This is a genomic window from Castellaniella sp., assembly GCF_049671645.1.
GTDB lineage: Bacteria > Pseudomonadota > Gammaproteobacteria > Burkholderiales > Burkholderiaceae_B > Castellaniella.
This window is the reverse complement of sequence record NZ_JBATVG010000014.1, coordinates 24,240-50,043: the sequence shown is the minus strand read 5'-3', so window position 1 is coordinate 50,043 and position 25,804 is coordinate 24,240. Positions and strand designations below refer to the sequence as shown.

The 25,804-nt window shown below is 65.4% G+C and carries 22 protein-coding genes and 1 tRNA gene; 14 read left to right on the top strand and 9 right to left on the bottom strand.

Features of this window, described 5'->3' with window-relative positions:
• The first annotated feature begins 121 nt into the window (after positions 1–121).
• The 5 genes from WBG56_RS04845 to WBG56_RS04825 all read left to right on the top strand — a co-directional run bounded on the left by WBG56_RS04845 (position 122) and on the right by WBG56_RS04825 (position 4,597).
• Positions 122–877, top strand: a complete 756-nt coding sequence (locus WBG56_RS04845) for an SDR family oxidoreductase (RefSeq protein ID WP_424265806.1) — start codon at positions 122–124, stop codon at positions 875–877.
• Between the two features lie 43 nt (positions 878–920).
• Entirely contained in the window at positions 921–1,400 is a 480-nt protein-coding gene (locus tag WBG56_RS04840) for a carboxymuconolactone decarboxylase family protein (protein WP_424265804.1), read from the top strand.
• A gap of 23 nt (positions 1,401–1,423) precedes the next feature.
• The gene (locus WBG56_RS04835) at positions 1,424–1,825 is read left to right on the top strand and encodes a cupin domain-containing protein (RefSeq protein ID WP_424265802.1); all 402 of its coding nucleotides are present in this window, start codon (positions 1,424–1,426) and stop codon (positions 1,823–1,825) included.
• A 66-nt stretch (positions 1,826–1,891) separates the two neighbouring features.
• On the top strand, positions 1,892–2,824 hold the full coding sequence (locus WBG56_RS04830) for an MBL fold metallo-hydrolase (protein ID WP_424265800.1): 933 nt from the start codon (positions 1,892–1,894) through the stop codon (positions 2,822–2,824).
• A 546-nt stretch (positions 2,825–3,370) separates the two neighbouring features.
• The gene (locus tag WBG56_RS04825) at positions 3,371–4,597 is read left to right on the top strand and encodes a winged helix-turn-helix domain-containing protein (protein WP_424265798.1); all 1,227 of its coding nucleotides are present in this window, start codon (positions 3,371–3,373) and stop codon (positions 4,595–4,597) included.
• Between the two features lie 107 nt (positions 4,598–4,704).
• On the opposite strand, the gene WBG56_RS04820 is transcribed toward WBG56_RS04825, so the two are convergent.
• Positions 4,705–4,780, bottom strand: a tRNA-Gly gene (locus WBG56_RS04820).
• Between the two features lie 274 nt (positions 4,781–5,054).
• Between WBG56_RS04820 and murB the strand changes: the two genes are divergently transcribed.
• On the top strand, positions 5,055–6,065 hold the full coding sequence (murB, locus tag WBG56_RS04815; protein ID WP_424265796.1) for a UDP-N-acetylmuramate dehydrogenase: 1,011 nt from the start codon (positions 5,055–5,057) through the stop codon (positions 6,063–6,065).
• 67 nt (positions 6,066–6,132) lie between these two features.
• Here the strand turns inward: murB and dapB are convergent, their stop codons facing one another.
• Positions 6,133–6,924, bottom strand: a complete 792-nt coding sequence (gene dapB / locus WBG56_RS04810; RefSeq protein ID WP_424265794.1) for a 4-hydroxy-tetrahydrodipicolinate reductase — start codon at positions 6,922–6,924, stop codon at positions 6,133–6,135.
• A 2-nt stretch (positions 6,925–6,926) separates the two neighbouring features.
• Positions 6,927–7,427, bottom strand: a complete 501-nt coding sequence (locus tag WBG56_RS04805; RefSeq protein WP_424266349.1) for an outer membrane protein assembly factor BamE — start codon at positions 7,425–7,427, stop codon at positions 6,927–6,929.
• A gap of 206 nt (positions 7,428–7,633) precedes the next feature.
• On the opposite strand from WBG56_RS04805, the gene fur reads away from it, so the two are divergent.
• Positions 7,634–8,059 (top strand): ferric iron uptake transcriptional regulator, encoded by a 426-nt coding sequence (gene fur, locus WBG56_RS04800; RefSeq protein WP_424265792.1) that lies wholly within the window; start codon positions 7,634–7,636, stop codon positions 8,057–8,059.
• Between the two features lie 71 nt (positions 8,060–8,130).
• On the opposite strand, the gene recN is transcribed toward fur, so the two are convergent.
• Together recN and WBG56_RS04790 are read right to left on the bottom strand one after the other, a co-directional pair.
• Positions 8,131–9,780 (bottom strand): DNA repair protein RecN, encoded by a 1,650-nt coding sequence (recN, locus tag WBG56_RS04795; RefSeq protein ID WP_424265790.1) that lies wholly within the window; start codon positions 9,778–9,780, stop codon positions 8,131–8,133.
• A 6-nt stretch (positions 9,781–9,786) separates the two neighbouring features.
• Entirely contained in the window at positions 9,787–10,698 is a 912-nt protein-coding gene (locus WBG56_RS04790; protein WP_424265788.1) for an NAD kinase, read from the bottom strand.
• Between the two features lie 118 nt (positions 10,699–10,816).
• Here WBG56_RS04790 and hrcA point away from each other — a divergent pair, with 118 nt between their 5' ends.
• From hrcA to WBG56_RS04760, 6 genes are all read left to right on the top strand, one after another.
• Positions 10,817–11,830 carry a heat-inducible transcriptional repressor HrcA gene (hrcA, locus tag WBG56_RS04785; protein ID WP_424265786.1) on the top strand — a complete coding sequence of 338 codons (1,014 nt, stop codon included), beginning with the start codon at positions 10,817–10,819 and terminating at the stop codon, positions 11,828–11,830.
• A gap of 43 nt (positions 11,831–11,873) precedes the next feature.
• Positions 11,874–12,920, top strand: coding sequence for a ferrochelatase (hemH, locus tag WBG56_RS04780; RefSeq protein WP_424265784.1), 1,047 nt, complete (start codon positions 11,874–11,876; stop codon positions 12,918–12,920).
• A 121-nt stretch (positions 12,921–13,041) separates the two neighbouring features.
• A complete protein-coding gene (gene grpE, locus WBG56_RS04775) occupies positions 13,042–13,623 on the top strand; it encodes a nucleotide exchange factor GrpE (RefSeq protein ID WP_424265782.1) in 582 nt (193 codons plus the stop codon).
• A 78-nt stretch (positions 13,624–13,701) separates the two neighbouring features.
• On the top strand, positions 13,702–15,624 hold the full coding sequence (gene dnaK, locus WBG56_RS04770) for a molecular chaperone DnaK (protein ID WP_424265780.1): 1,923 nt from the start codon (positions 13,702–13,704) through the stop codon (positions 15,622–15,624).
• A gap of 185 nt (positions 15,625–15,809) precedes the next feature.
• On the top strand, positions 15,810–16,937 hold the full coding sequence (gene dnaJ, locus WBG56_RS04765) for a molecular chaperone DnaJ (RefSeq protein ID WP_424265778.1): 1,128 nt from the start codon (positions 15,810–15,812) through the stop codon (positions 16,935–16,937).
• 253 nt (positions 16,938–17,190) lie between these two features.
• A complete protein-coding gene (locus WBG56_RS04760) occupies positions 17,191–18,582 on the top strand; it encodes a uracil-xanthine permease family protein (RefSeq protein WP_424265776.1) in 1,392 nt (463 codons plus the stop codon).
• 79 nt (positions 18,583–18,661) lie between these two features.
• On the opposite strand, the gene WBG56_RS04755 is transcribed toward WBG56_RS04760, so the two are convergent.
• Genes WBG56_RS04755 through WBG56_RS04745 form a run of 3 tightly spaced genes read right to left on the bottom strand, consistent with a single transcriptional unit; the run spans position 18,662 to position 21,794 of the window.
• A complete protein-coding gene (locus WBG56_RS04755) occupies positions 18,662–19,672 on the bottom strand; it encodes a substrate-binding domain-containing protein (protein ID WP_424265774.1) in 1,011 nt (336 codons plus the stop codon).
• Positions 19,673–19,689: 17 nt separating this feature from the next.
• Complete coding sequence (locus tag WBG56_RS04750; protein WP_424265772.1) at positions 19,690–20,400, bottom strand: sulfite exporter TauE/SafE family protein; 711 nt, start codon at positions 20,398–20,400, stop codon at positions 19,690–19,692.
• On the bottom strand, positions 20,397–21,794 hold the full coding sequence (locus WBG56_RS04745) for an amidohydrolase family protein (RefSeq protein ID WP_424265770.1): 1,398 nt from the start codon (positions 21,792–21,794) through the stop codon (positions 20,397–20,399). Before WBG56_RS04745 ends, WBG56_RS04750 begins: the two co-directional genes overlap by 4 nt.
• 258 nt (positions 21,795–22,052) lie before the next feature.
• Here WBG56_RS04745 and WBG56_RS04740 point away from each other — a divergent pair, with 258 nt between their 5' ends.
• Positions 22,053–22,844, top strand: coding sequence for an aspartate/glutamate racemase family protein (locus tag WBG56_RS04740; RefSeq protein ID WP_424265768.1), 792 nt, complete (start codon positions 22,053–22,055; stop codon positions 22,842–22,844).
• A gap of 106 nt (positions 22,845–22,950) precedes the next feature.
• Here the strand turns inward: WBG56_RS04740 and WBG56_RS04735 are convergent, their stop codons facing one another.
• Positions 22,951–25,764, bottom strand: coding sequence for a M16 family metallopeptidase (locus WBG56_RS04735; RefSeq protein ID WP_424265766.1), 2,814 nt, complete (start codon positions 25,762–25,764; stop codon positions 22,951–22,953).
• Positions 25,765–25,804: the final 40 nt, after the last annotated feature.

Below are 25,804 nucleotides of genomic sequence, written 5' to 3'. Positions count from 1 at the left end.
TTTGGATGAATCAAGAAATCTTGGATGGAAATACAAAGTATTGGCAAAGCAGTCGCTGCGACTGGAAATGATAATGCATTCATGGATTTTGACCACAACACGGTTGAATAAAAGGTGAGATATGAAAATAGTCGTGATCGGAGGCAGCGGGCTGATCGGCTCGAACGTGGTGGCTCGACTGGGCCGCGCTGGGCACGAGGTGGTGGCGGCATCGCCGAGGAGCGGAGTCGATGTGATTTCCGGCCAGGGCCTGGCCGAGGCGCTCAAGGAGGCGCAAGTCGTGGTGGATGTCGCCAATTCCCCGTCTTTCGAGAAGGATGCGGCGATGGCTTTCTTCCAGACGGCTGGCCGCAACTTGCTGGCGGCCGAGAAAGCGGCCGGCGTCGAGCATCACCTGGCGCTGTCGGTCGTGGGGACCGAGCGTCTGCAGCAGAGCGGCTACTTCTGCGCAAAAGCGGTCCAGGAAGCGCTGATCGAGGCTTCGCCGATTCCGTACACCATCCTGCGCGCCACTCAGTTCTTCGAATTCGTCGGCAGCATCGTCGATGACTGCACTGATGGGGACGAAGTGCATATTTCCCCGGCGCTGATTCAGCCCATCGCCGCCGACGATGTCTCCGCCGCACTGGCCGATCTGGCTGCCGGGATGCCGCTCAATGGCATGGTGGAAGTCGCGGGCCAGGACCGCATCCCCCTGGATGAGCTGGCGCGTAAGTATCTCGCGCGCCGCAACGACGGCCGCAAGGTGATCGCCGATGCCCGCGCGCGCTATTTCGGCAGCGCCCTGGATGATCGCACCCTGACCGCCGACAGGGGAGCCCGCCTCGGGCCAACCCGTTTCAATAACTGGCTTGCCAGCGCCGTATTCAGGGCCTGAACGATTTCATGCCCGCTTTTTACTTACCAACAGGAGCAAAGACATGACACAACGTCTCAACTATCAGCAGCAATCCCCCGAACTGTTCAAGAAACTGGTTGAACTCGGTATGTTGCTGAAAAAGTCCTCGATCGAGGAATCCATTCACGATCTCGTCGATATCCGGGCCTCGCAGCTGAACGGCTGCGCATTCTGCGTGGATATGCACGTGAAGGAAGCCACCATGCACGGCGAGCGCGCATTGCGCCTGCACCACGTCGCCATCTGGCGTGAGTCCGACCTGTTCTCGCCGCGCGAGCGCGCCGCCCTGGCATGGACTGAAGCGCTGACCCGGATTTCACCGCTGGGTGTGAGCGATGAAATCTACGAACGGGTGCGCTCCCAGTACTCGGAAAAAGAACTGTCCGATCTGACGTTCCACATCATGTCGATCAACGCGTGGAACCGCGTCAATGTCGCCTTCCGCATCCCGCCCGGCATCTACGACAAGGCTTTCGGCGTGGATAAGTCCGGCCTGGCCTGATTGCGATCTGAAGGAGTCTTTCTATGCGAGTTCTTGAATCCCTGGCCTTGGCGCTGCTGCTGGTCGGCGGCGCCGCCCAGGCGCACGGAGCGCCAGAGGCCAAAGTGACGCAGGTGCTGAGCAAGGCGCTTGCCGACTGCCCGGGCAAGGAAGTCACGATCATTACGGTCGATTATCCGCCGGGTAGCGCCGATCCCGTTCATCGTCACGATGCGCATGGCTTCATCTACGTGCTGGAGGGTTCCATCGTGATGGGTGTGAAGGGCGGAAAGACAGTCACGCTGAAGCCCGGCGACACCTTCTACGAGGGCCCGAACGATATCCATACGGTCGGTAGAAACGCGAGCGATACGAAACCTGCGAAGTTCTTGGTCATGCTCGTGAAAAACCAAGGCGCGCCGATCCTGATCCCGGCGCAGCCGTAGTTGCAACGAGGCAGCGACATGCCGCTCCGCGCGGCTTATCCCAATCTGATTGAAAGGACTACAGAAATGAGCAAAACAATCCGCAATGTGCAGCCGGTTACCGCAAATCTTGGTAAAGAAGGTTCCGGTGAATTCGTACCCGCCCGCTACGCGGTGCGTATCGGAGAGGTCGATGTCGCGATGATCAGCGACGGCATTTTGCCGCTGCCGACCTCCACCATGTCCACCAACGTGAGCGAAGCCGACCGCAATGAATGGTTCGATGGCAGGTTTCTGCAGCGCGATATGTTCGATTGGGCGCTGAATATCGCGCTCGTGCGCAGCGGCGAACGTCTGATTCTGATCGACTCGGGCGTGGGCGACGGCTTCGAGTACTTCTCGCGCGCGGGCCGGTCGGTCATGCGTCTGGAATCCGCCGGCATCGACTTGGCCGCGATCACCGATATCGTGATCACGCATATGCACATGGACCATGTCGGCGGGCTGAACGTCGAGGGGGTCAAGGAGAAGCTGCGCCCCGACGTGCGTATCCATGTGTCGTCCGCGGAAGTGAAGTTCTGGAAGAATCCGGATTTCAGCAGGACGGTGATGCCGGAAGCGGTGCCGCCCGCGCTCCGCAAGGCGGCGGCAAGGTTCGTGGAGCTCTACAGCGAGAGCATCGTGCAGTTCGATCGGACTGTGGAGGTTGCGCCGGGTGTATCGGCGCGCGTGACGGGAGGGCACACGCCGGGGCATTGCGTCGTGGACATCGCATCGAATGGCGAGAAACTGACGTTCGTCGGCGACGCGATTTTCGAGGTCGGTTTCGATAATCCCGAATGGCAGAACGGCTTCGAGCACGAGCCTGAAGTGGCTGCGGCCGTGCGCATCGGGTTGCTGAATGACGCCGCTGAAACGGGCTCCCTGCTGGCCGCGACGCATGTGGCGTTTCCGTCCATCGGCCATATTGCAAAGGCCGGTAAAGGCTTCCGCTTCGTGCCGGTGCAGTGGGATTACTGATGCTCCGCGCTTGCGACTCCTTCCCTGGTCCAGCCCATCGGATCTCTTGGCGTTGAGCTTGCAGCAATGGCTGGATGATTGCCGTGGAGCACGGGTCTGGATGGCCGCCCGGGATCGAAAGCAGTTGTCCGGCATTGTGCGCCAGGAGCCGCAGAACGCAAAAAGGCCCAGACTTCAGTTTGGGCCTTTTTGGAATCTGGAGCGGGACACGCGACTCGGGTTGCTCGGCCAATGACGGATCGAAGTAGTGCTCCGTGGATCCGGGCATGGGCCGGCGGGCCGTGCAACTTGGCGTGCATAGGCGTGGGAGGATAGTCGCCAGGCTCTATCGGGAGCGTGACGAGCCTGTCTCGACTATCCGCCGGACACCGGCCCTGTTGTGGCGCGGGCCGCGTGATCTACACTCCTTCTTTTGCCAGGGACGGTCTGCGCGGACATATGGGTCCGTTGAATGCCCGATGGATCAGAACATTCCTGAATGCCGACGCAACGTGTTCGTAGCCTTGGAGTGAAAACGTGCTCGTACGGAACGAGACTTCAGCGAGCGTGAGCCTGGCGCAGGCGCGTGCGCTGCAACTGCATGCGCAGGGCCTGCTGCAGGCGCCTCGCCGCCGTGCGCGCCGGGATGACGTGGTGGCCGCCATTGAGCGCATGCGCCTGCTGCAGATCGATTCCATCCATGTGGTGGCGCGCAGTCCCTACTTGGTGCTGCAGTCGCGGTTGGGCGACTACCCGATGGACTGGCTGGACGAGGCGCTGACCGCCGGCCGCATCGCCGAATGCTGGGCACACGAGGCTTGCTTTGTCGGCGCGCGCGACTTCGCCGCCCACCGTGCCTGGCGCGAGCGCGCCGGGCACTGGGCGCACCGCCACGCGGAGCGTATGCGGATCGAACAGCGCGAAGTGATGGCAGACGTGCTGGGGCACATCCGCGAGCACGGGCCGGTGCGCGCTGCGGATTTTTCGCGCACAGACGGCGGCAGTGGCGCGGGCTGGTGGGAGTGGAAGCCGGAGAAACGCGCGCTGGAAGCCTGGTTCACGCTGGGTGAGTTGATGGTGCTGCGGCGCGAGCGCTTCCAGCGCGTGTATGACGTGGCCGAGCGGGTGCTGGCCGGCTTCGATCCGCCGTTCGTGCCTTGCGCCCCCGACGCGGCGCGTCTGCGCCGACGCTTCATCCTGGATAGCGTGCAGGCGTTGGGCATCGCACAGGCGCGTTGGATCGCCGACTACCACCGCCTGAAACCCGCCGTGAGCGCGCGCGAACTGGCGCCGCTGGTGGCGGCAGGCGAGCTGCTGGAGGTGACGGTGACGGGCTGGCCGGCGCCGGGCTACGTGCATCCGGCGCATACCGATGCCCTTGCCAAGGCTCGCGCCGGCCGCCTGCGCGCCACCCACACCGCCTTGCTGTCGCCGTTCGATCCGCTGGTGTGGGACCGTGCCCGCGCTCTGGCGATGTTCGGTTTCGACTATCGCATCGAGTGCTATGTGCCGGCGGCCAAGCGACGCTACGGCTATTATGTGCTGCCTATCCTGCATCGCGGTGCGCTGGTGGGGCGGCTGGATGCCAAGGCGTACCGCGCGGAAGGCGTGTTCGAGATCAAGGCGCTGTACCTGGAGGACGGCGTGGCGCCGGCGCCGCGGCTGGTGCGGGAGCTGGCCGCTGCCGTTACGCGCTGCGCGCGGTGGCATGGCACGCCGCAGATCCGGCTGGTGCATTGCCTGCCGGCGGCGCTGGCGCCTGCCTTGCGCGCCACGTGGCAGGAGGCCGGATAATTCTCGGCCCTGGAACCGGGACTGGGCAACCAACGGATGGCGGGTCCGTTCATGTCGGGCGCACAACGCAAAAAGGCCCAAACCGAAGTCTGGGCCTTTTTTGAATCTGGAGCGGGAAACGAGTCTCGAACTCGCGACCTCAACCTTGGCAAGGTTGCGCTCTACCAACTGAGCTATTCCCGCGTTGTTTAGCTGATCAGCTAAGCCATGCATTGTATGTCGTATTTCTGAATCTGTCAAACCGCAGGTGGTTTTTCAGGCCGGCAAAGCGTCTTTTTCGGGCGCTGCGCCGATACGAAATCAAGCAGGAGTCGAACTATACGGCACGAATCGCAGGCGTGTCAACTCGGCTGGAATCACGAAGGCCGGGCCGCGCCAAGGGGGTGTGTCGAGGGCGGTACATGCGCTGTATGCTTACGCCTTTGTCCCCGTGCGCCGGCCTCTCTTGACTGTTCCCATGTCCATCGCCTTCACCGAACAATCCCTGCAGCATTGCAATACGCTGGGCCTGCCTGCTCGGACCCAGGTCGCCGTGCTGGATGACGAGGCCGCCATCCCGGATCTGTGCGGGGCGCCGGCAGGCTCTCCGGTCTTCATCCTGGGCGGCGGCAGCAATGTCCTCATGCAATCGCAGCCGCGGCACCGCGTGCTGCGGGTCGCCTTGCGCGGCATCCGGCTATTGCAGGAAACGGCGGACCACTGGATCATCGAGGCGGCGGCGGGCGAATCCTGGCACGGCTTCGTCACCCGCTGCCTGGAGCAGGGCTGGCCGGGGCTGGAGAACCTGGCGCTGATTCCCGGAACGGTGGGGGCGGCGCCGGTTCAGAACATCGGCGCCTACGGATTGGAGCTGGACCAACGCCTGCATTCGGTGGTGGCCTGGGATCTGCATGCGGGCCGTGAATGCGCGCTGCTGCCGTCCGACTGCGGCTTCGCCTATCGCGACAGCGTGTTCAAGCGCGACGGGGCAGGGCGCTGGCTGATCGTGCGAGTGCGCTTCGCGTTGCCCAAGGCGTGGGCGCCGCGCCTGGATTATCCGGATCTGCGAGGTCATCCCGGGCTGCAAGGCGACGCTCCGACGCCTCGGCAGGTCTACGATGCGGTGTGCGGCATCCGTCGCCGCAAGCTGCCGGATCCGGCGGTGCTGGGCAATGCGGGCAGCTTCTTCAAGAATCCGGTGATCGATGCCGCCCGGGCGGATGCGCTGCGGCAACGATTTCCGGATCTGCGCACCTATCCTCAGGCCGATGGCCGGGTGAAGCTGGCTGCGGGCTGGCTGATCGAACAGGCTGGCTGGAAGGGGCGCCGGTTGGGGCCGGTGGGCATGCATGAACGCCAGGCGCTGGTGCTGGTCAATCATGGCGGGGCGCAGGCGGCGGATGTCCAGGCCCTGGCGCAGGCGGTGCGACAGGGGGTGCGGGACCGGTTCGATGTGGATCTGGAGCAGGAACCCGTCGTCCTCGACTGAGCCAGCCTGCCGCTGCGACCCCGGGGCGGCGACCCTGCGCGGATCCCGCCCGGGTGAGGCGGACGGTTTAACTGGCCAGCACGTCCTGCATGTCGAACAGGCCGAATTCCTTGCGCGCCAGATAGCGCGCCGCCCGCAGGCTGCCCTGGGCATAGGTGGCCCGGCTGCTGGACCGGTGGGTGATTTCGATGCGCTCGCCCGTGCCGCAGAAATACACGGTGTGGTCGCCCACGATGTCGCCCCCGCGCACGACGGAAAAGCCGATATGGCCGGTTTCGCGTGCGCCGGTGTGGCCGTGCCGCGCCCAGTCGGCGACGTCGTCCAGTGGCACGCCCCAGGCGTGGGCGACGGCTTCGCCCATGGCCAGGGCAGTTCCGGATGGCGCATCGACCTTGTTGCGGTGGTGGGCCTCGAAGACCTCCACGTCGTAGCCGCTGTTCAGCAGCCGGGCGGCCATGTCCAGCAGCTTCAGGGTGGCGTTGACCCCGACGCTCATGTTGGGGGCGAAGACGATGGCGGTCTTCTGGGCCGCCGCGCGGATGGCCTGTTTGCCCTGGGTGTCGAAGCCGGTGGTGCCGATGACGCATTTCACGCCATGGGCCGCGCAGACGTCCAGGTGGGCCAGGGTGCCTTCGGGGCGGGTGAAGTCGATCAGGCAGTCGGCCTGGGCCAGGGCCTGCAGGTCGTCGGTGATCGTCACTCCGGTGGCGACACCCAGAAACCCCCCTGCGTCCTGGCCCAGGCATTCGCTGCCCGGGCGGTCCAGCGCGACGGCCAGCGTCAGGTCCGTGGATTCAACGACGGCCTGGACGAGCATGCGGCCCATGCGGCCCGAGGATCCGGCAATGGCAATCCGCATGGTCATTCAGCCTTGTTGGAATCGGTCGAGGTCGGGGCGCCGGTTTCGATCGTCTTCTGGGGCGTGTCCGTCGAGATGCCGGCATTGGGGGCGGCGTCGTTGTTCACTCCCGGGGATGCGGCATCCTGGGCGGCCTTGTCGGCGGATTGCACCGCGGACTTGCCGCTGTCGGTCTTCTGGAAGGGCTGGCGGTCGGGTTGTTCATCGCCCGACCAGCGGGTCAACTGGTCGTTCTGGAACCAGACCGTGAACTTGCGCAGCTCGTCCTTGCCGTACCCCGGCTGGTTGTAATAGGGATAATCCCAGCGGTCGGCGTGGAAGACATCCTGCAGCGTGGGGGTGCCCAGGATGAATCGCACCTGGTCGCGTGTCATGCCGACTTCCAGCTGGGCGACCTGTTCGGAGGTGATCCAGTTGCCCTGTTGGATGGTGGCCCGATAGGGAAAGCCCCAGTTGGTGGAGCCGCAGCCGGCCAGGCCGATGGTCAGCAGACCGGCCGCCAGGCAAATGTTCACCCTGCGGGAAATATGACTAGCTCGGATACGCACAAATGCCCCCGTGGTCGATGGCTGGCCGGCAGATTGCGGCCGCTAAAACCGCTATCATAAAGGGAATTCGGATTGGCGCATGCGGAACGAGGCCGGGATTCCGGTCTGCCGGGCCGACTTGCCGATTTGCTTTCCTTGGCCGGACCCAGGATACTTGAATCATGAATGATCAGATCGAACTCAAAAACATGGGCCTGAAGGCGACATTCCCGCGCCTGAAGATTCTGGATGTCTTCCGCAAGGCGGAAACCCGCCACCATAGCGCCGAAGACGTGTACCGCGCTCTCATCGCCGAAGACGTGGATATCGGCTTGGCGACCGTCTACCGGGTCCTGACCCAGTTCGAGCAGGCCGGCATCCTGCTGCGCAGCCAGTTCGATGGCGGCAAGGCCGTGTTCGAATTGAACGATGGCGATCATCACGATCACCTGATCTGCACCAACTGCGGCCGGGTGGTGGAATTCTCCGACGCCGAAATCGAACGACGCCAGCATCGCATCGCCAAGGAAAACGGCTTCACCCTGGAAAGCCACAATATGATGCTCTACGGGATCTGTCCCAAATGCTCGGCGGGCAAGAAAACCTGATCCGCCGGCGCTTGCCAGGATATCCAGGGCCTTCCGACAGGAAGGCCTTGTCGTTTCAGGGGCGGCGCCGGCTAGCGCGCCGACATCCGCAACATTTCCCGCGCGTGGTCCCGGGTCGCGGCAGTCAGCTTCAGCCCCCCCAGCATGCGGGCGACTTCCTCGATGCGTTCGGCCGGGTCCAGCGTCTGTATGGCCGATAGCGTCCGCTGGTCGCGGGTGGTCTTGCTGACCTGGAAATGGTGACTGGCGCAGGCGGCGACCTGGGGCAGGTGGGTGACGCAGAGCACCTGGTGGCGTTGCCCCAGTTCGCGCAGCAGGCGGCCCACGACCTCGGCCACGGCGCCGCCGATGCCGGTGTCCACCTCGTCGAAGATCAGGGTCGGCACACGGGCGGCCTGGCTGGCGATGACGGACAGGGCCAGGGATATCCGGGCCAGTTCGCCTCCGGAGGCCACCTTCGACAGGGGGCGCAAGGCGGCGCCGGCATGGCCCGCGACCAGAAATTCCACGCTTTCCAGGCCATGGGCCGTTGGTTTTCCGGCCGGCAGGGCGATCTGCAGGGAACCGCCTTCCATGGACAGGTCCTGCATGGCCGCCGTGACCTGTTCAGCCAGGCGCAGGGCGGTTGCCTGGCGCGCAGCGCTGAGCGCCTGGGCGATGGCGTGATAATTCGCCTGCGCCTGTTCGGACGCGTGCGCCAGGGCTTGCAGGTCCTGGCCGGCCGCCGCCTGCTGCAGTTGGGCGCGCAGGGATTCGTGCAGTTCGGACAAGGCGTCTGGTTCGACGTGGAAACGTCGCGCGGCCGTGAACATCTGGCTCATGCGGGCGTCGGCCTGTGCCAGGGCGTCCGGGTCCAGTTCCAGGCGATCGGCATAGGCGTTCAGGCCGGATACGGTCTCCGCGCACAGGATGCGGGCGGACTCCAGTGTCTGGCAGTGCTCTTCCAGGCGCGGGTCGTGGCGGGTCAGGGACTGCAGGATCTGCAGCGCGGCCTGCAGGGCGGATGCCGCCGATCCGGATTCACCATCCAGCGCCTCGATGGCCTGGCCAGCGCCGGTCAGCAGCGCCTGGGCATGCGCCAGACGGGATTGTCGGGCGCAGAGCTCCGGCCATTCTGCGGGCAGGGGAGCCAGTTCGTCCAGGAAGGCGACGTCCTGTTGCAGGCGGTCCAGCGTCTGCGCCTGGCCTGCGGCGTCGCGGTGGGCGGCATCCAGGGCGGCCTGGGCGTTGCGCCACGCCGTCCAGGCGTCCGACAGCGCCTGGGCCTGCGGCATGTGCCCGCCCTGGGTGTCCAGGATGTCGCGCTGGCTGGCGGGCTGCAGCAGGCTTTGATGAGCGTGTTGGCCATGGATGTCCACCAGCAGGGCGCCCAGGTCGCGCAATTGGGCCAGCGTTGCCGGCAGACCGTTGATGTAGGCCTTGCTGCGGCCCTGGGTGTCGATGACCCGGCGCAGGATCAGGTCCGGGCCTTCGATGGCCTGCTCGGCCAGCCAGTCGCCGGCTGCGGGCGGGGCGTCGAAGACCGCGCTGATGTCCGCCCGGCCGGCGCCTTCTCGCACCAGGCTGGCATCGCCGCGGCCTCCCAGAGCCAGCGACAGGGCATCGATCAGGATGGATTTGCCCGCGCCGGTTTCGCCCGAAAACACCGTGAAGCCCGATTCGAAGGAGATCTCGGCGCGGTCGACGATGACGAAATCGAGAATGTGCAGGGTGCGCAGCATAGGGTTTCAGCGAGGGGTGTCGTCGGGGTCGTCCCAGGGGTGCAGCATGCGATTCCAGTTCAGCTTGCTGCGCAGGGTGGAAAAATAACTGTGGCTCTGGGGGTGCAGGAAGCGCACCCGATGGGGGCTGCGGCGCACGTCGATGCGGTCGCCTTCCTGGCAGTTGGACAGGGTCTGCATGTCGAAGTGCACGCTGGCGCCCGATTCGACCCGGCCCAGGGCTCGGATCGTGATGTTCAGCAGGGAATCTTCCGGCAATGCGATGGGCCGGTTCGACAGGGTCTGCGGCGCCACGGGCACCAGCACCAGGGCCTGCACCTGGGGGTGCAGGATCGGGCCGCCGGCCGACAGGGCGTAGGCGGTGGACCCGGTGGGAGTGGCGATGATCAGGCCGTCGGCCCGCTGGCTGTGCATGAACACGCCATTGCATTCCACGCGCAGTTCGATCATGCCGCCGCGCCCGGCGCGATTGATGATGACGTCGTTCAGGGCCAGCCCCGACGCCATCAACTGGTCGCCGCGCATGACGCGGCCTTCCAGCAGGATCCGTTCGTCCTGCACGTAGGCGCCGTTGAGGATGCGGGTGATCGCCTCGTCGGCGCTGCCCAGGGGAATGTCGGTGATGAAACCCAGGCGCCCGTGGTTGATGCCGATCAGCGCCACGTCGGACGTGGCCAGTTCGCGGGCCGCCGCCAGCATGGTGCCGTCGCCGCCCATGATGATGGCCAGGTCGGCCTGCTTGCCGATGTCTTCGTAGGAGGCCAGCGGGAAGTCATGCACCCCCGTATTGCGGCCGGTCTGGGCCTCGATGAGCACAGCGCAGCCGGCGTCCCGCAGGACGGCGCCCAAGCGGCGCAGGGGCGCATCCAGGCCGCTATCCTGATAGCGGCCGACCAGGGCCACGGTCTTGAAGTGCATGAAAGCCGGTTCCTTGCGCAATTAATGGAATAATAAGGAGTATCCGATTATAGGGGGATGGACGCCGCTGCCGCTGCCGGTGTGTCGCGCTTGTCCCGCCCGACGAGTGAAACAGGACATGGATGATCGAGCCAAGGTATTGCTCAAGGCGCTGGTGGAACGCTACATCGCGGATGGCCAGCCCGTGGGGTCGCGCACCCTGTCGAAAGTCTTCGATCTGTCGCCGGCCACGATCCGCAACGTCATGGCAGACCTCGAAGACCTGGGCCTGATCCACAGCCCCCACACGTCGGCGGGCCGCGTGCCCACCCCCCAGGGCTATCGCATGTTCGTCGATACCCTGCTCACCGTGCGGCCCTACGAATTCCGGCCCGATGTGCCGATCGCCGATTATCTGCCGGCTGCGGAGCCGGGCCGCGCCGTGACGGCGGCGGCCACGCTGTTGTCCAATCTGTCCCAGTTCGCCGGCGTCGTGCTGACGCCCAAGCGCACTCAGGTGTTCCGTCACATCGAGTTCATCCGCCTGTCCGACAAGCGCGTCCTGCTGATCATCGTCACCCCCAACGGCGACGTGCAGAACCGCATCCTGTTCGTGCCGCGCGAATACGCCGAAGTCGAATTGCTGGAAGCCTCCAATTTCTTCAACCGGCATTTTTCCGGCAAGTCCTTCCACGAGGTCCGCCTCGCCCTGACGGCGGAACTGGCGTCCCTGAGCTCGGACATCTCCCGACTGATGCAGCAGGCCGTGGACGCCGGCATCGGCTCGCCGGACACGGCCGACGAATCCGTCGTCATCTCCGGCGAGGGCAAGCTGCTCGAAATCTCCGAGATGACGGCCGACATGGACAGGCTGCGGCGCCTGTTCGCCCTGTTCGAACAGAAAACCGACCTGCTGCATCTGCTGGACGTGTCCAGCCACGCCCAGGGCGTGCAGATCTACATCGGCGGGGATTCCCGCCTGGTGCCTCTGGAAGATGTCTCCGTCATCACCGCGCCCTATGGCGTGGATGGCGAGGTGATCGGCACGCTGGGGGTGATCGGCCCCACGCGCATGGCCTACGAGCGGGTCATTCCCATCGTGGACATCACGGCCCGCATGTTGTCCAATGCGCTGGGGCAGGCTTCTTCCTAGGGGCATCAGCCCCGTTTTCACTGATTCCAATCTTCCGTCGTTCATGACTCGTTTTCTCTCCGCCGCCTCCGACCCCCACGCCCTGGATCCAGACGCGGCGGGCCCGGATCGCGGGCGCCTGGGTATCCTGCTGGTCAACCTGGGCACCCCGGATGCCGCCACGCCGGCCGCCGTGCGCCGCTACCTGAAGGAATTCCTGTCGGACCCGCGCGTGGTGGAACTGCCCGGCTGGCTCTGGCAGATCATCCTGCGCCTGTTCGTGCTGACCCGGCGGCCCGCGGCCATCGCCCCCAAATACGCGAAGGTCTGGCTGGATCGCGGCTCGCCCCTGCTGGTGCACAGCCAGGATCTGGCCCTGGGCGTGCAGCAGGCCCTGGATGAACGCGGCCTGGGCGTCCGGGTGGAGCTGGCCATGCGCTACGGGCAACCGGCCTTGAGCGATGCGATCGACCGTCTGCAATCCGCCGGTTGCGGCCGCATCCTGGTGGCGCCCCTGTATCCGCAGTATGCCGCCAGCACCACGGCGACCGCGGTGGATGCCGTCGGCGCCCATCTGGCCCGCCTGCGTCATCAACCCACCGTGCGTTTCCTGGAACGCTTCCACCGGGACCCGGCGTATATCGACGCCTTGGCCGGATCGATCCGGGCGCATTGGGCGCAAGCCGGGCAGGCCGATCGCCTGCTGCTCAGCTTCCATGGCCTGCCGCAGGCTTCCGTGCGGCGGGGGGATCCGTATTTCCGCGACTGCATGCAGACGGCCGCCGCCTTGCGGGAGCGCCTGGGGACGGATGGCGCCCGCCTGCATGTCAGCTTCCAGAGCCGCTTTGGCGCGGCCCCCTGGCTGCAGCCTTATACCCAGCCCACGCTGGAAGCCTGGGGACGCGAGGGCGTCGGTTCGGTGGACGTGTTGTGTCCGGGGTTCACGGCGGACTGCCTGGAGACCCTGGAAGAAATCAATCTGGAGTGCCGGCAGGCCTTTTTGGCGGCCGGCGGTCGGGATTTCCGCTACATTCCCTGCCTGAACGCGCAGCCCGATTGGGTGCGGGGGTTCGCGGGCCTGCTGGCCCGCAATCTGGACGGGTGGACGTAGCGCGGTCTGCCGCGAAGGCCCTTGGGCCCCGCTTGAAAAGGCGAGGCCTGGGCTCTTGAAATTTCCGGCTTTCCCCTCATCTACCGAATCATTCGTATTTTCTGTTTTTGGAGAGTTCACCATGTCGGCACCCCAGGAAGACTTGGACCCGAAGGCCGCGGCGGGCGCCGCGCCGCAAGGCCCGGCCGAAACCCCTGATGCCCCCGAAACGGCGCCGGGCGCCATCGCCGGACAACCGGGCGAAGATCTGGCCGCTTTGCTGGCCGAGGCGCAGGCTAAAGTCGCCGAATATCATGATCAGTTGCTGCGGGCGCATGCCGAAGTCGAAAACGTGCGCCGCCGCGCCCAGGATGACGTGGCCAAGGCCCGCAAATTCGGCACGGAATCCTTTGCCGAAAGCCTGATTCCGGTGCGCGACAGCCTGGAAGCCGCCCTGGCCCAGGAAAACCAGACGACGGAAGACTGGCAGCAGGGCGCCGAATCCACGCTGCGCCAGTTGAACAACGCTTTCGAGCGCAATCAGATGCGCGAAATCGCGCCGCAGCCGGGCGAGGCCTTCGACCCGCACCGGCATCAGGCGATTTCCAATGTGCCGTCGGAACATCCCCAGGGCACGGTGGCCCAGACGCTGCAAAAGGGTTACCTGATCGCTGATCGCGTCTTGCGCCCGGCCCTGGTCATGGTGTCGGCCGGCCAGTCTTGAAATCGGCGGGGACAACCCCACATCAGAAACATCGGCGGGTGATGCCCGCCCCTCATTCAAACATCGACAGGATCAAACATGAGCAAGATCATCGGGATCGACCTGGGGACGACCAACAGCTGTGTGGCTGTGCTGGACGGCTCCAAGGTCCAAATCATTGAAAACTCGGAAGGCGCCCGCACGACGCCGTCCATCGTCGCCTACATGCAGGACGGCGAAGTCCTGGTCGGCGCGCCGGCCAAACGCCAGGCGGTCACCAACCCGACCAACACCATCTTCGCCGTCAAGCGCCTGATCGGCCGCAAGTTCGACGAAAAGGCCGTGCAGAAGGACATCAACCTGATGCCCTACAAGATCCTCAAGGCCGACAATGGCGACGCCTGGGTCGAGGCGCAGGACAAGAAGCTGGCTCCGCCGCAGGTGTCGGCCGACATTCTGCGCAAGATGAAAAAGACCGCCGAAGACTACCTGGGCGAGGAAGTCACCGAGGCCGTGATCACGGTGCCGGCGTATTTCAACGACAGCCAGCGCCAGGCGACGAAGGACGCCGGCAAGATCGCCGGCCTGGAAGTCAAGCGCATCATCAATGAACCCACGGCCGCGGCCCTGGCCTTCGGCCTGGACAAGGCCGAGCGCGGCGACCGCAAGATCGTGGTCTATGACCTGGGCGGCGGCACGTTCGACGTGTCCATCATCGAAATCGCCGATGTGGATGGCGAGAAGCAATTCGAGGTCCTGTCCACGAACGGCGACACGTTCCTGGGCGGCGAAGACTTCGATCTGTGCATCATCAACTACATCATCGACGAATTCAAAAAGGAATCCGGCACCGACCTGTCCAAGGACGTGCTGGCCATGCAGCGCCTGAAGGAAGCCGCCGAGAAGGCCAAGATCGAGCTGTCCTCCACGCAGCAGACCGAAATCAATCTGCCGTACATCACGGCCGATGCATCCGGCCCCAAGCACCTGAACCTGAAGATCACGCGCTCCAAGCTCGAATCGCTGGTCGAAGACCTGATCGAACGGACCATCGCTCCCTGCCGGACCGCCATCAAGGACGCCGGCATCAAGATCTCGGAAATCGACGACGTGATCCTGGTCGGCGGCATGACCCGCATGCCCAAGGTCCAGGAGAAGGTCAAGGAATTCTTCGGCCGCGATCCGCGCAAGGACGTGAACCCGGACGAAGCCGTGGCCGCTGGCGCCGCGATTCAGGGTTCCGTGCTGTCGGGCGACCGCAAGGACGTGCTGCTGCTGGACGTGACGCCCCTGTCCCTGGGGATTGAAACCCTGGGCGGCGTCATGACCAAGATGATCAAGAAGAACACCACGATCCCGACCCGGTTCTCGCAGGTGTTCTCGACGGCGGACGACAATCAGCCGGCCGTGACCATCAAGGTCTTCCAGGGCGAACGCGAAGTGGCGGCCGGCAACAAGGCGCTGGGCGAATTCAATCTGGAAGGCATTCCGCCCGCGCCGCGCGGCCTGCCGCAGATCGAAGTCACTTTCGACATCGACGCCAACGGCATTCTGCACGTGTCGGCCAAGGACAAGGGCACCGGCAAGGAAAACAAGATCACGATCAAGGCCAGCTCCGGGCTGACCGAGGACGAGATCGAGCGCATGGTGAAGGATGCCGAGGCCAATGCCGAGGAAGATCACCGTGTGGCCGAGCTGGCCCAGGCCCGCAATCAGGCCGATGGTCTGGCGCACGCCACGCGCAAGTCCCTGACGGAATACGGCGACAAGCTCGACGCCGCTGAAAAGGACGCCATCGAAGCCGCGATCAAGGATCTGGAAGAAGCCGCCAAGGGCGACGACAAGGCCGCCATCGACGCCAAGACCGAGGCCCTGGCGACGGCTTCCCAGAAGCTGGGCGAGAAGATGTACGCCGATATGCAGGCCAAGGCCGCGGCGGAAGGCGCGACGGCGGCGGACGGCGCCAAGCCGGCTGATGATGATGTCGTCGACGCCGACTTCAAGGAAGTGAAGCGCGATTGATCCCGATGCCCCGTCCGTATGACCCACGGGCAGGATGGGGCATCGAGTCGCCGCATCCGGCGTGGCCTGAACCGCCCGCGCCGGATGCGGCCTTTGATCAGAAAGCACTGGCCCGGACCTGGCGTTTCGCCGGCCCGGGCTTGTGTCCGTCAAACCGTAGCGCATAGAGCAAATAACCGATACCAATGGCAAAACGAGATTTCTACGAAGTGCTTGGGGTCGCCAAGAACGCCTCGGATGACGACATCCGCAAGGCCTACCGCAAGCTGGCGATGAAATATCACCCGGACCGCAATCCGGACAGCAAGGAAGCCGAAGACAAATTCAAGGAGGCCAAGGAGGCCTACGAGATGTTGTCGGACGCGGAAAAGCGATCGGCATACGACCGGTTCGGCCATGCCGGGGTGGACCCCAATGCCGCTGGCGGGGCGGGCATGGGCGGCGCAGGCGGTTTTGCCGATGCGTTCGGGGATATTTTTGGCGAGATCTTCGGTGGCGCGGCTGGCCGGCGCGGCGGCGGCCCTCAGGTCTACCGGGGCGCCGACCTGAAATACAACCTGGAAATCAGCCTGGAACAGGCGGCTAACGGCTTCGACACCGAAATCCGCATCCCCAGCTGGGAAACCTGCGACACCTGCCACGGGTCCGGCGCCAAGCCGGGCACGACCCCTCATACCTGCCACACGTGCGGCGGCAGTGGCGCGGTGCGCATGCAGCAGGGGTTTTTCAGCGTGCAGCAGACTTGCCCGACCTGCCACGGCAGCGGCAAGGAAATCACCAACCCCTGCGCCGACTGCGACGGGGTGGGGCGCATCCGCAAAAACAAGACCCTGCAGGTCAAGATCCCGGCCGGGATCGATGACGGCATGCGCATCCGCTCATCGGGCAACGGCGAGCCGGGCGTCAATGGCGGGCCATCGGGCGATCTGTTCGTGGAAATCCGCATCAAGCCGCACGGAATTTTCCAGCGCGACGGCGAAGACCTGCATTGCGAGCTGACGATTCCCTTCACCAAGGCGGCGCTGGGCGGCACCCTGGAAGTTCCGACCCTGGCGGGCCGCGGGGAAATCACGATCCCGGAAGGCACCCAGACGGGCAAGACCTTCCGCCTGCGCGGCAAGGGCATCAAGGGGATCCGTTCCAGCTATCCGGGCGATCTGTATTGCCACGTGGCGGTGGAGACCCCGGTGCGCCTGAACGATGATCAAAAGGCGCTGTTGCGCCAGTTCGAGGCCTCGCTGACGACTGGCGGCGATCGCCATTCCCCCAAGAGCGAATCCTGGACGGACAAGGTCAAGAACTTCTTTTCCTGATCCGTTCCGAGGCCGCCTCGCGCCCCGCGCTCCTTTCCCGGAGACGCGGGGCTTTTGTTTGCGCTGGGCAATTCCAATACACATGATGCCCCTTGGGGGCCACGGTCGAGAAATGGCGCCGTGCCGCCTCCGTAAAAACCCTGTGTTGACAGTTTTCCTGCCACGATTCACCATCTACACAAATCGATTTAGGTGAGTTGCATTCAATTCCCAAATCGATTTATTTCGACCGATCCTGATAAGAGGAAGACTCATGGAGACTACGCATCGCCCGGACGGCGCGCCACTGGAGGACGGAATCCATCCAGTCGACCAGATCCGTCCCGTCCACAATCTGATTCTGTTCGCGATCCAGCATATCCTGGTGATGGTGGCAACGCCCATCTCTTCGGTATTCCTGATCGCCAGCGCCCTGGACCTGCCGACCGACCTGGCCTCGGCGCTGTTGTCCAGCGTCTTCGTCTTCAGCGGCCTGGGGTCGATCCTGCAGTCCATCGGCGTGGCGGGGATCGGCGTGCGCCTGCCTTTCATCATGTTGCCGGGGGGAGCGGCAACCATTCTGTTCATCACCATCGCTCAGGGGACGGACTTGCAGACCGCCGTGGGCGCGGTCGTGCTGACCGGTATTTTCTATATCCTGGTGGTGACCGTCTTCGTCCGGGCGCTGAAATACTTCCCGCCGCTGGTCATCGGCACCATGGTGGTCGTGATCGGCATCAATCTGGTCAAGGTCACCGGTCAGTTGTTCACCGGCAGGCCGGGCACGGAGCATTTCGGGGATCCGCTGCAATTGCTGCTGGCCTTCTTCACCATCCTGCTGACGGTGCTCTGCTTCCGGTTCCTGCGCGGGTTCTGGCGGCAGCTGTCCGTGGCCCTGGGCTTGATCGGCGGCACGATCATCGCCCTGGTCCTGGGGCAGACTTCTTTTGGCGCGCATGTCGCAGGCCCTGCCTTTGCCTTGCCGCAGTTTCTGCCCTTCGGCGCACCCCATCTGGATCTGATCGCCGCCATTCCCATGTTGATCTGGAGCATCGCTTCGATGGCCGAGGCCACCGGGCAGACCATCATCAACGGAGAAATCGTGGGCCGTGAAGTCGTGGCGACCCGGGACGTGCCTCGCGTCATCCGCTCCGACGGCATCGTGTCCATCATCGGAGGGCTGTTCGGCACGCCCGCCATGGTGACCAGCGGCGAAAATATCGGCATCGTGCGCGCCAGCGGCGTGCGTAGCCGCTACGTGACGGCGGTGGCCGGGGTCTTGTTGATCCTGATCGGCTTCACGCCGTTGGCCCGGATTCTCAATGGCATTCCGCCGGCCGTCGTGGGCGGAACGGCGGTGGTGGTGTTCGCCATCATCAGCGTGCTGGGCATTCAGATGTTGGCCCGGGTGGATTTCAGCGACACGGGCAATCTGGTGACTTGCACACTGGCCCTGGCCCTGGGGCTGCTGCCGGTCTTGATTCCGGGCATGTACCATGCCCTGCCTGCCAACGTCGGAGCCATCGTGGGCAGCGGCGTGGCCATGAGTGCGCTGGTGGCCGTTCTGCTCAACCTGCTGTTCCGCCATACCGGGAAGGCGGGGCAGGGCCCTGGGAATCCTGCGGACAAGACCGTGGTCAGTCGTCCGGCCAACTACCGGATCTGATGCCGGCGCCGGTGTTCCGGCGGGCAATATGAAACGGGCAGTCCTCGATGAGAGGCCTGCCCGTTTTTGCGATGGCGGGTCAGCCCAGGCTGGAGGCCCGGATAATGAGCGTAGGCGGTGGCACGATCGCGGGCTGAAGAGAACGGCCGTCCAGGGTTTGCAGCAGCAGGTCCACGGCCGCCGCCGAAATGGCGTCCAGGTGCAGGTCCACGGCGGTCAGCGGCGGCTGGCAGGTACGGGCGCGCAGGCCATCGTAGCGGGTCACCAGCCGCAGGTTCGGGCCGATGGGGCGGCCGGCATCCAGCGCGGCCTGTGCCACGCCCGAGGCGAACGTGTCGATGGGCACGCACAAGGCATCCAGCCCGGGGTGCTGCCTCAGCAACTGGCGGGCTGCATCGTAGCCGGCCTTTTCCCCTTCTTCTTCGGGGGCTTCCTGGACGATGGGCGTGAAAGCCCGTTCCTGCGCCAAAGCCAGGTACCGTGCCCGGAAGGCCTCCTGGGATGCTCGCCCGTTGCTGCCCAGGATCAGGCCGATGGATTGCGCCCCGACGTCCAGCAGATGCCGCAGCAGCAGGTCCGCCGCCCGGTCGTGGTGCAGGTCGATGTCCAGGGGGCCGGGGTTGGCCCCGATCGTGACGTACCGGATGCCGCGTTCGTCCAGTTCCCGGGCAATGGGATCCGCCTGTGTGGGTTCCAGCAAAATCGCGCCGTCCATGTCCAGCAGGGCCAGCGGATTGCATTGGTCCACGGGGGGCGCCAGCAGCAGCACATAACCGCGCAGCAGCGCCGTCCGTGCCGAACCCATGGCCAGTTCGGTGAAGAAACCCAGTTGCGAGGCGCCGGCGGACACGGCGGATGGCATGGATGACAGCAGCGCGATCGCGTTCGAGCGCCCGGTGCGCAGGCGCTGCGCCCGTACGCTGGGCCTGTATTTCAGGCGGGCGGCGACATCCTTGACGTGCTGCCGTGTCTTGGGGTCGACCTGGCCGATGCCGTTCAGGGAGTGGGACACTGTCGTGGGAGACAGGCCCGCTTCGCGCGCCACGTCGGCGATGGTCACACGCTTGAACTTCTGTCTGCTGGTTGTCATCCGGTCCGTGAATTGAATTACGCCTGCAGGATCACGACGATGCCTGAGATGCTGGAGAATCCAAGCACAATGTAACGCAATAAGGGGCCGTCCAGCCGATGGTGGACGAATTTGCTGGCATAGGATCCCAGCGCCAGGAAGGGCAGCATTTTGGCGGACATCAGCAGGGTGTCGGCATGAATCTGGCCGCTGATGGCCAGCACGATCAGGGAAATGACCTCGCCCACCAGAAAGCACAGGGCGACGGTGGCGCGCAGGACGGGGCCGCGCTTGTGCTGATACGCCAGAGCCAGCGGCGGGCCGCCCACGCCGGTGGAGGTTTCGGTGATCCCGGTGATGAGGCCGACGATGCCCAGGCCCGTGCGGTTCATGTTGAACGAGGGCGACAGCATCGCGACCACGGCGGCGATCAGGGTGGACCAGCCGATCAGCAGGGCCAGCTGGTGCAGGTTGACGATCAGCAGGATCCACAGGCCCAGGAAGGTGCCGGCGAAGCGGCCGACGCTGATCAGCTTGACTCCGTTCCAGTCGATTGCGGCCCTTTCGCGCCAGCCGATGTAGGCATTGAGCGGGATCATCAGCACCAGCAGCATGACCGGAATCAGGGCGGGTGCGAACAGGCTGACCACCGGCGCGGCCAGCATGGCGAATCCCATGCCGCTGGCGCCCTGGGCGAATGCTGAAACAAAGACGGTCAGGCCGATCAGGTAGAAGGCGGTATCGCTCATGGGTGGCGCGCTTTCCAGAGGGCGCGATGCGCGGAGGCTGCGGGATCGACCTGTCGTATCGGGGCCGCCGCGACGATGCGCCGGGCGGTGTCCCGGGCCTTTTCCAGCAGTTTGTCGCCGTCCCAGTCCACCGGCTTGCCGTGATCCAGGCGCAGGCGGCCGTGGACGATGACCGATTCGATCTGGTCGCGGTTGCCCAGACGGACCAGCTCCCATTCCAGATCCCAACTGGGCACGAATTCCGGGATGTCCAGATCGATCACCAGCAGGTCGGCATAGGCTCCCGGGCGGATTTCCCCGATCCTGCCGCCCAGGCCGACGGCATCGGCGCCGCCGCGCAGCCCCTGATCCAGCCAGATCCAGCCGCCGCCGGAGGAAGAATCCCCCGCCGCCATCGTGTAGGCGAAGCGCTGGGCCGTTTCCGCCGCGTCCAGCAGGCGAAACGCGTCGCTGCGCGTGCCGTCGGTGCCCAGGCCGACGCGCGCGCCCAGCTCGCTGAGCAGCAGCGCGGGGGCGACGGCGTTGCCTTTCCAGGAACTGGCCACGGGGTTGTAGCTGATGGCCCCGCCGCTGTCGCGCAGCAGCAGGATTTCGTCGGTGGTCAGCAGCGTGGCGTGGGCTGCCAGCAGTTCCGGGCCGATGGCGCCCAATTGGGCCAGTCTTTGCAGGGGGCGGTGGCCGGTGGCCACTAGGGAGCGTTCCACTGCGGCCAGGTGTTCGTTCAGATGCGTCTGAAAGCAGACGGAGGCATCCCGGGCCAGCTTCGTCACCGCGACCAGCACTTCGTCCGTGGCCGCTTCAGGGATGGAGATTGCCAGCGACGGATGCACCAGTGCGTGGTCGTGCCAGCGCGTCAGGTGCCTTTGGGCCAGGCGTTCGATGTCCGAACGGCTGGCGACCTGCTCGCCTCCCTGGAGGTCGTTGCAGATGACGCCCAGCACGCAGCGCAGACCGACGCTGGACGTCACGTCCGCCAGCAGGCCGACGTCGACCGATGCCCGCGTGCCCGCGTCCGCCACCGTGGTGAACCCGCCGCGCAGCGATTCCCAGGCGGCCAGCCGGGTGGCGGTCTCGATGGCGTCCTCGTCCATGAATTGCTCCATCGGCACCCAGACCCGTTTGAAGATTTCGGACGGTTCCCCAAACACCAGGGATTTGCCGAAAGACTGCGTCAGATGGTGGTGCGCGTCGATGAAGCCGGGCATCAGCAGCCGGCCCGGCAGCATGATCCGAGGGACGTCCAGCGCCTGGAACCCATCCACAGGGCCGATGCCCCGGATGTGGCCTGCGTCGATCAGCGCCGCCTGTCCGCGCTGGATGCCTTCCGGCAGCAACATCAGGTCCGGTATCAGCAACACCGGGTGTTCATGCATGGTCTTCAGGGCGTGCCGCATGGCGTCCTCCGGGAAATCCTGTGTTCTTTCAGGTGTTCCCCAAATCGATTTGTGTGATGAGTGAATTGTAGCGATCCCAAGCAGAAAGGGCAATGATCGGAAAAACGGGCAGCCGTTCCCGCCGCCCGTTTCCCGGGTTCAGGCTGTGGCAGTCGACTCCGCCGTTGCGGCGGAATTTCTTTTTCCGGGCGGGTGACCGGGAAACCGGGACGATGTATCGTAAGCGCGCAGGACACTTCGAAAAACCAGGAGATACCTATGGCTGATTCCTCTCGTTTCTCGGTGCGCAGACGCGATCTCATGCTGTCGGCGGCTGCTTTGGGAGCTCTCTCCGCTGCGGGCCCGGCCCTCGCCCGGGGCGGCGCGCCCGGAAGGTCGATCCTGCTCATCAATCCCAATTCGAACGAGGGCGCGACCCGGTCCATGGCGCAATTGGCCGAGCAGGCGGTTGCGCAAGCCATCGGGGGAAGCGGCCTGAGGGTGATCGGCGAACGCAACGCCGGGGCTCCGTCGCTGCTGACGACGCCGCAGGACATGGTGTCCGCGGCAACGGGGGTGGTGCGCATCGGCAGGCAGGCGGCCAAGGATCCGCGGATCGGCGCCATCATCGTATCGGCGTTCAGCGACCCCGGCCTGGATCAATTGCGCCAGTCCGTCAGCATCCCGGTGTTCGGTATCGGCGAACAGGCGTTCCGGGAAGCCGCGCGCGGCGGACGGCCGTTCGCCATCGCCACCGTCACCCCGGATCCCGGCCTGATTGAATCCTTCCGGCAGAAGGCCGCATCACTGGGGTATGCCGCGCAGTATCGCGGGACGCTGGCAACCGAAGGCGACCCCAAGAAGCTCGTGGAAGATCCCGCACTGCTCGATGCGGCGCTCGCGAAGGTCGTGCGTACGGTGATCGACAAGGACGGGGCGCAGGCCGTCATCATGGGCGGCGGTCCACTCTCAGCCTCGGCCGTGCGGCTGCAGCCCCAGTTCGACGTGCCGCTCATCGTGGCGGTGAGCGCGGCTGCCCGGGCGGCCGCCGCGGCGATCGGCGGCCAGTGAGCCCCGGCCAGGCATTTCCAGCCGCGCATGTGATGCGGCCGCCGCTCCGGATCGGAACGGCGGCCGCATCACATGCGAGCGCCACGCGCTGGGACTGAATCCGTCCTCAGGGCTTCTTCGGCCGGGGATCGGCGGCCACGGCGATGCTGAGTTCATCGGGCTTGAGCAGGTCCCGCATCGCGGCATTCACCTGTGCGGCCTTCAGGCCCTGCAATTGGTCGATGATGCGCTGCTGCCAGGCGAAGCTGCGGCCCGTATCCAGATAGTCCAGCCAGTGATCCGCCAGCCAGCCGTCGTTGGATCGGCCCAGCTTCAGGTAATTGAGCAGGGATTTCACGCCCTGGTCCACTTCATCCTGGGTGAATCCGTTCTTCAGCGTGCTGTCCAGCGTCTTGCTCATGGCGTCCTGCAGGGCCTGGGCGTTCTGGGACGCCATCGTGGCAAAGAACGTCCAGCTGCCGGATGGTTCCCAGGACGAGGCCTGCAGCGAGCTGCCCACCGTGTAGGACAGGCCGCCCGTGACCCGGATGGCCTGCCACAGGCGGGAATCCTCCGATCCGCCCAGCAGGTAGTTGGCCAGGATCAGCGCGGGCCAGCGGGGGTCGGTATCCTGCAGTTTCAGCTGCAGCGCGCCCAGGTAATTGGCATTGGCCTTGCCCGGAGCCGGAATGTGGAAGACTTCGGGGGCGATGGGGTACCAGGGTTCCAGGGTCCGCTCGTAGGCAGGCGCCTGCCGCCAGCCGGCCAGGCCCGCGCGCAGGCTGTGTTCGACCGCTTGCGGGTCGAAGTCGCCGACGACGGACAATTGGATGCTGCCGGCGCCGTAGAAACGGTCGTGGAACTGTTTCAGGGCGGCAGGGGTCAGCGATTTCGTGTCCTTCAATAGTTCCTGGGCGGTCGGGGTATAGCGGATATCGTCGCTTTTCCAGGGCTGGTCCTGGCGCTGCAGCGTGTTGCGCACCAGCCAGGCGGGGCTGACGGCCTCGTCCTCGATATTGGTCAGCAGGGTATGCTGGATCTCGGTCAGTTCCGAGGCTGGGAACGCGGGTTGGCGCAACAGGCGGAAGGTCAGGTCCAGCAGATCCGGCAGATGGGTGCGGGAACTGCGCAAGCCCACGGTCAGGGTGTTGCCGCTGCTGCTGAATGACAGATCGGAATCCAGGGCGTTGAGTCGATCGTCGATCTGCTGGCGGGATAATCCGTCGGCCCCGCGCAGCAGCATGGCGGCCGTGACCGACGGCACCAGGCCCAGGCCGCGCATCTGTTCGGCCGAGCCGAACTGCAGACGCATATAGGCGTGAACCCGGTCTCCCGGCGTGGCCTTGGGCAGCAGCGCCAGCGCGACCGGGCCGTTGGGCAAGGTCAGCGTGCTGCGCTGGGTATCCGCGTCCAGGGCCTGCGGGTCGGTGTCGAAGCTGGCCACGGCGGGTCGGCCCGTGCCGGTCTTCAACTGCGCGACCCAGGGCTGCAGGTCGGTGGCGGGGGCCGCCGGCGCGTAGGCCGGGTCGGGCGTCGGCAGGTACAGGCCGCTGGTGCGGTTGCTGGACAGCAGCCAGGCATGCAGCTGGCGGCGGACCTCATCCAGCGTCAGGGCGTCGACCCTCAGTGGTTCGATGAAAAACAGCCGCCAGTCCCCGCGCGATACTGCGTCGGACAAAGCGTCCGCCAGGCTGGCCGGCTGGTTGTAGACCAGTTTCCATTGATTCAGCCAGGCAGTGCGGCTGCGGTCCAGGGCGGCCTGATCCAGCTGGTCGATGCCGCCGGATTCCAGGGTTTTTTCCAGCGCGGCCAGAACGGCCTGAGGGTCGGCCGCGGGTTGCAACTGCGCCCCGAACACGGCGTATCCGGGTTGCTTCATGGCGCGCGCGAAGCCGAAGACGCTGCTGGCCTGGCCGGTCTGGACCAGGGACCGGTACAGGGGGCCGGACGGGCTGTCGGCCAGCATGTCCGTGCCCAGGGACAGGGCGGCGTACGCGTCGCTGGCGCCTTGCGGGAAATGATATTGGACAATGGCGATGGGGCTGCCGCCGACCCGCCGCAGGGTCACGGCCCGGGCGCCTTGCTGGACGGGCTCGACCGTGTATTCCGGCGGCAGCGCGCGTGCAGGCCGCGCGATGGCGTCGAAGTCCCGTGCGATCCATTGCAGGGTCTGCGCGGCATCGAAGCGCCCCGTGACGATCAGCACGGCATTGTCGGGCTGGTAGTACCGGTGATAAAAAGCCCGCAACTGTGCGATATCGACGTGCTCCACGTCGGATCGTGCGCCGATCACGCTGCGTCCGTAGGGGTGCCAGACGTAGGCGGCCGCATTGGTCTGCTGCAGCAGCATGCTGAAGGGGCTGTTTTCCCCCTGTTCCATTTCATTGCGCACCACGGGCATTTCGGCGTCCAGGTCGGCGCGGCTGATGCGGGCGTTCAGCATGGCATCGGCCTGCCAGGAAAGGTACCACTGCAAAGTGTCCGGGCTGCTGGCGAAGGTTGCGTAGTAATTGGTCAGGTCCGTCGTGGTGGAGCCGTTGGCCGCCAGCCCGCGCCGCGAGAATTCCGCCAGCGCATCCGGATGTTCGGGACTGCCGCGAAACAGCAGGTGCTCCAGCAGGTGCGCCATTCCGGTTTCGCCCGGTCCTTCGTTGCGCGAGCCGACCCGGTAGCTCATGTTGACGGTGGTCTGGGCGCGGGAATCGTCGGGAGCGAGCAGCACGGTCAGGCCGTTTTTCAGCCGGTATTCGGTGACGCCTTCGATCATGACGACGTGCTGGACGCCGGGCGGCAGGGGGGCGGGGGATTGCTGCGGCGCGGCCTGGGCGGCGGGTGCGGCGGCCTGGGCCCGCGCGGGGTTCTGGGAGCCCATCAGCAGCAGGCTGCACAGCGCCAGCAAGGCGGGGAGGACGGCGGGGCGGTGCATCGGCAGGAAGTTCACGAGAATGTCCAATGAGGGCGCGGATGTGGGGTGAGGCGGT

Coding starts and splice junctions, on each gene's coding strand:
- WBG56_RS04845 (WP_424265806.1), top strand. CDS start 122: ATGAAAATAGTCGTGATCGGAGGCAGCGGGCTGATCGGCTCGAACGTG.
- WBG56_RS04840 (WP_424265804.1), top strand. CDS start 921: ATGACACAACGTCTCAACTATCAGCAGCAATCCCCCGAACTGTTCAAG.
- WBG56_RS04835 (WP_424265802.1), top strand. CDS start 1,424: ATGCGAGTTCTTGAATCCCTGGCCTTGGCGCTGCTGCTGGTCGGCGGC.
- WBG56_RS04830 (WP_424265800.1), top strand. CDS start 1,892: ATGAGCAAAACAATCCGCAATGTGCAGCCGGTTACCGCAAATCTTGGT.
- murB (WP_424265796.1), top strand. CDS start 5,055: ATGTCCATCGCCTTCACCGAACAATCCCTGCAGCATTGCAATACGCTG.
- dapB (WP_424265794.1), bottom strand. CDS start 6,924: ATGCGGATTGCCATTGCCGGATCCTCGGGCCGCATGGGCCGCATGCTC.
- fur (WP_424265792.1), top strand. CDS start 7,634: ATGAATGATCAGATCGAACTCAAAAACATGGGCCTGAAGGCGACATTC.
- recN (WP_424265790.1), bottom strand. CDS start 9,780: ATGCTGCGCACCCTGCACATTCTCGATTTCGTCATCGTCGACCGCGCC.
- WBG56_RS04790 (WP_424265788.1), bottom strand. CDS start 10,698: ATGCACTTCAAGACCGTGGCCCTGGTCGGCCGCTATCAGGATAGCGGC.
- hrcA (WP_424265786.1), top strand. CDS start 10,817: ATGGATGATCGAGCCAAGGTATTGCTCAAGGCGCTGGTGGAACGCTAC.
- hemH (WP_424265784.1), top strand. CDS start 11,874: ATGACTCGTTTTCTCTCCGCCGCCTCCGACCCCCACGCCCTGGATCCA.
- grpE (WP_424265782.1), top strand. CDS start 13,042: ATGTCGGCACCCCAGGAAGACTTGGACCCGAAGGCCGCGGCGGGCGCC.
- dnaK (WP_424265780.1), top strand. CDS start 13,702: ATGAGCAAGATCATCGGGATCGACCTGGGGACGACCAACAGCTGTGTG.
- dnaJ (WP_424265778.1), top strand. CDS start 15,810: ATGGCAAAACGAGATTTCTACGAAGTGCTTGGGGTCGCCAAGAACGCC.
- WBG56_RS04760 (WP_424265776.1), top strand. CDS start 17,191: ATGGAGACTACGCATCGCCCGGACGGCGCGCCACTGGAGGACGGAATC.
- WBG56_RS04755 (WP_424265774.1), bottom strand. CDS start 19,672: ATGACAACCAGCAGACAGAAGTTCAAGCGTGTGACCATCGCCGACGTG.
- WBG56_RS04750 (WP_424265772.1), bottom strand. CDS start 20,400: ATGAGCGATACCGCCTTCTACCTGATCGGCCTGACCGTCTTTGTTTCA.
- WBG56_RS04745 (WP_424265770.1), bottom strand. CDS start 21,794: ATGCGGCACGCCCTGAAGACCATGCATGAACACCCGGTGTTGCTGATA.
- WBG56_RS04740 (WP_424265768.1), top strand. CDS start 22,053: ATGGCTGATTCCTCTCGTTTCTCGGTGCGCAGACGCGATCTCATGCTG.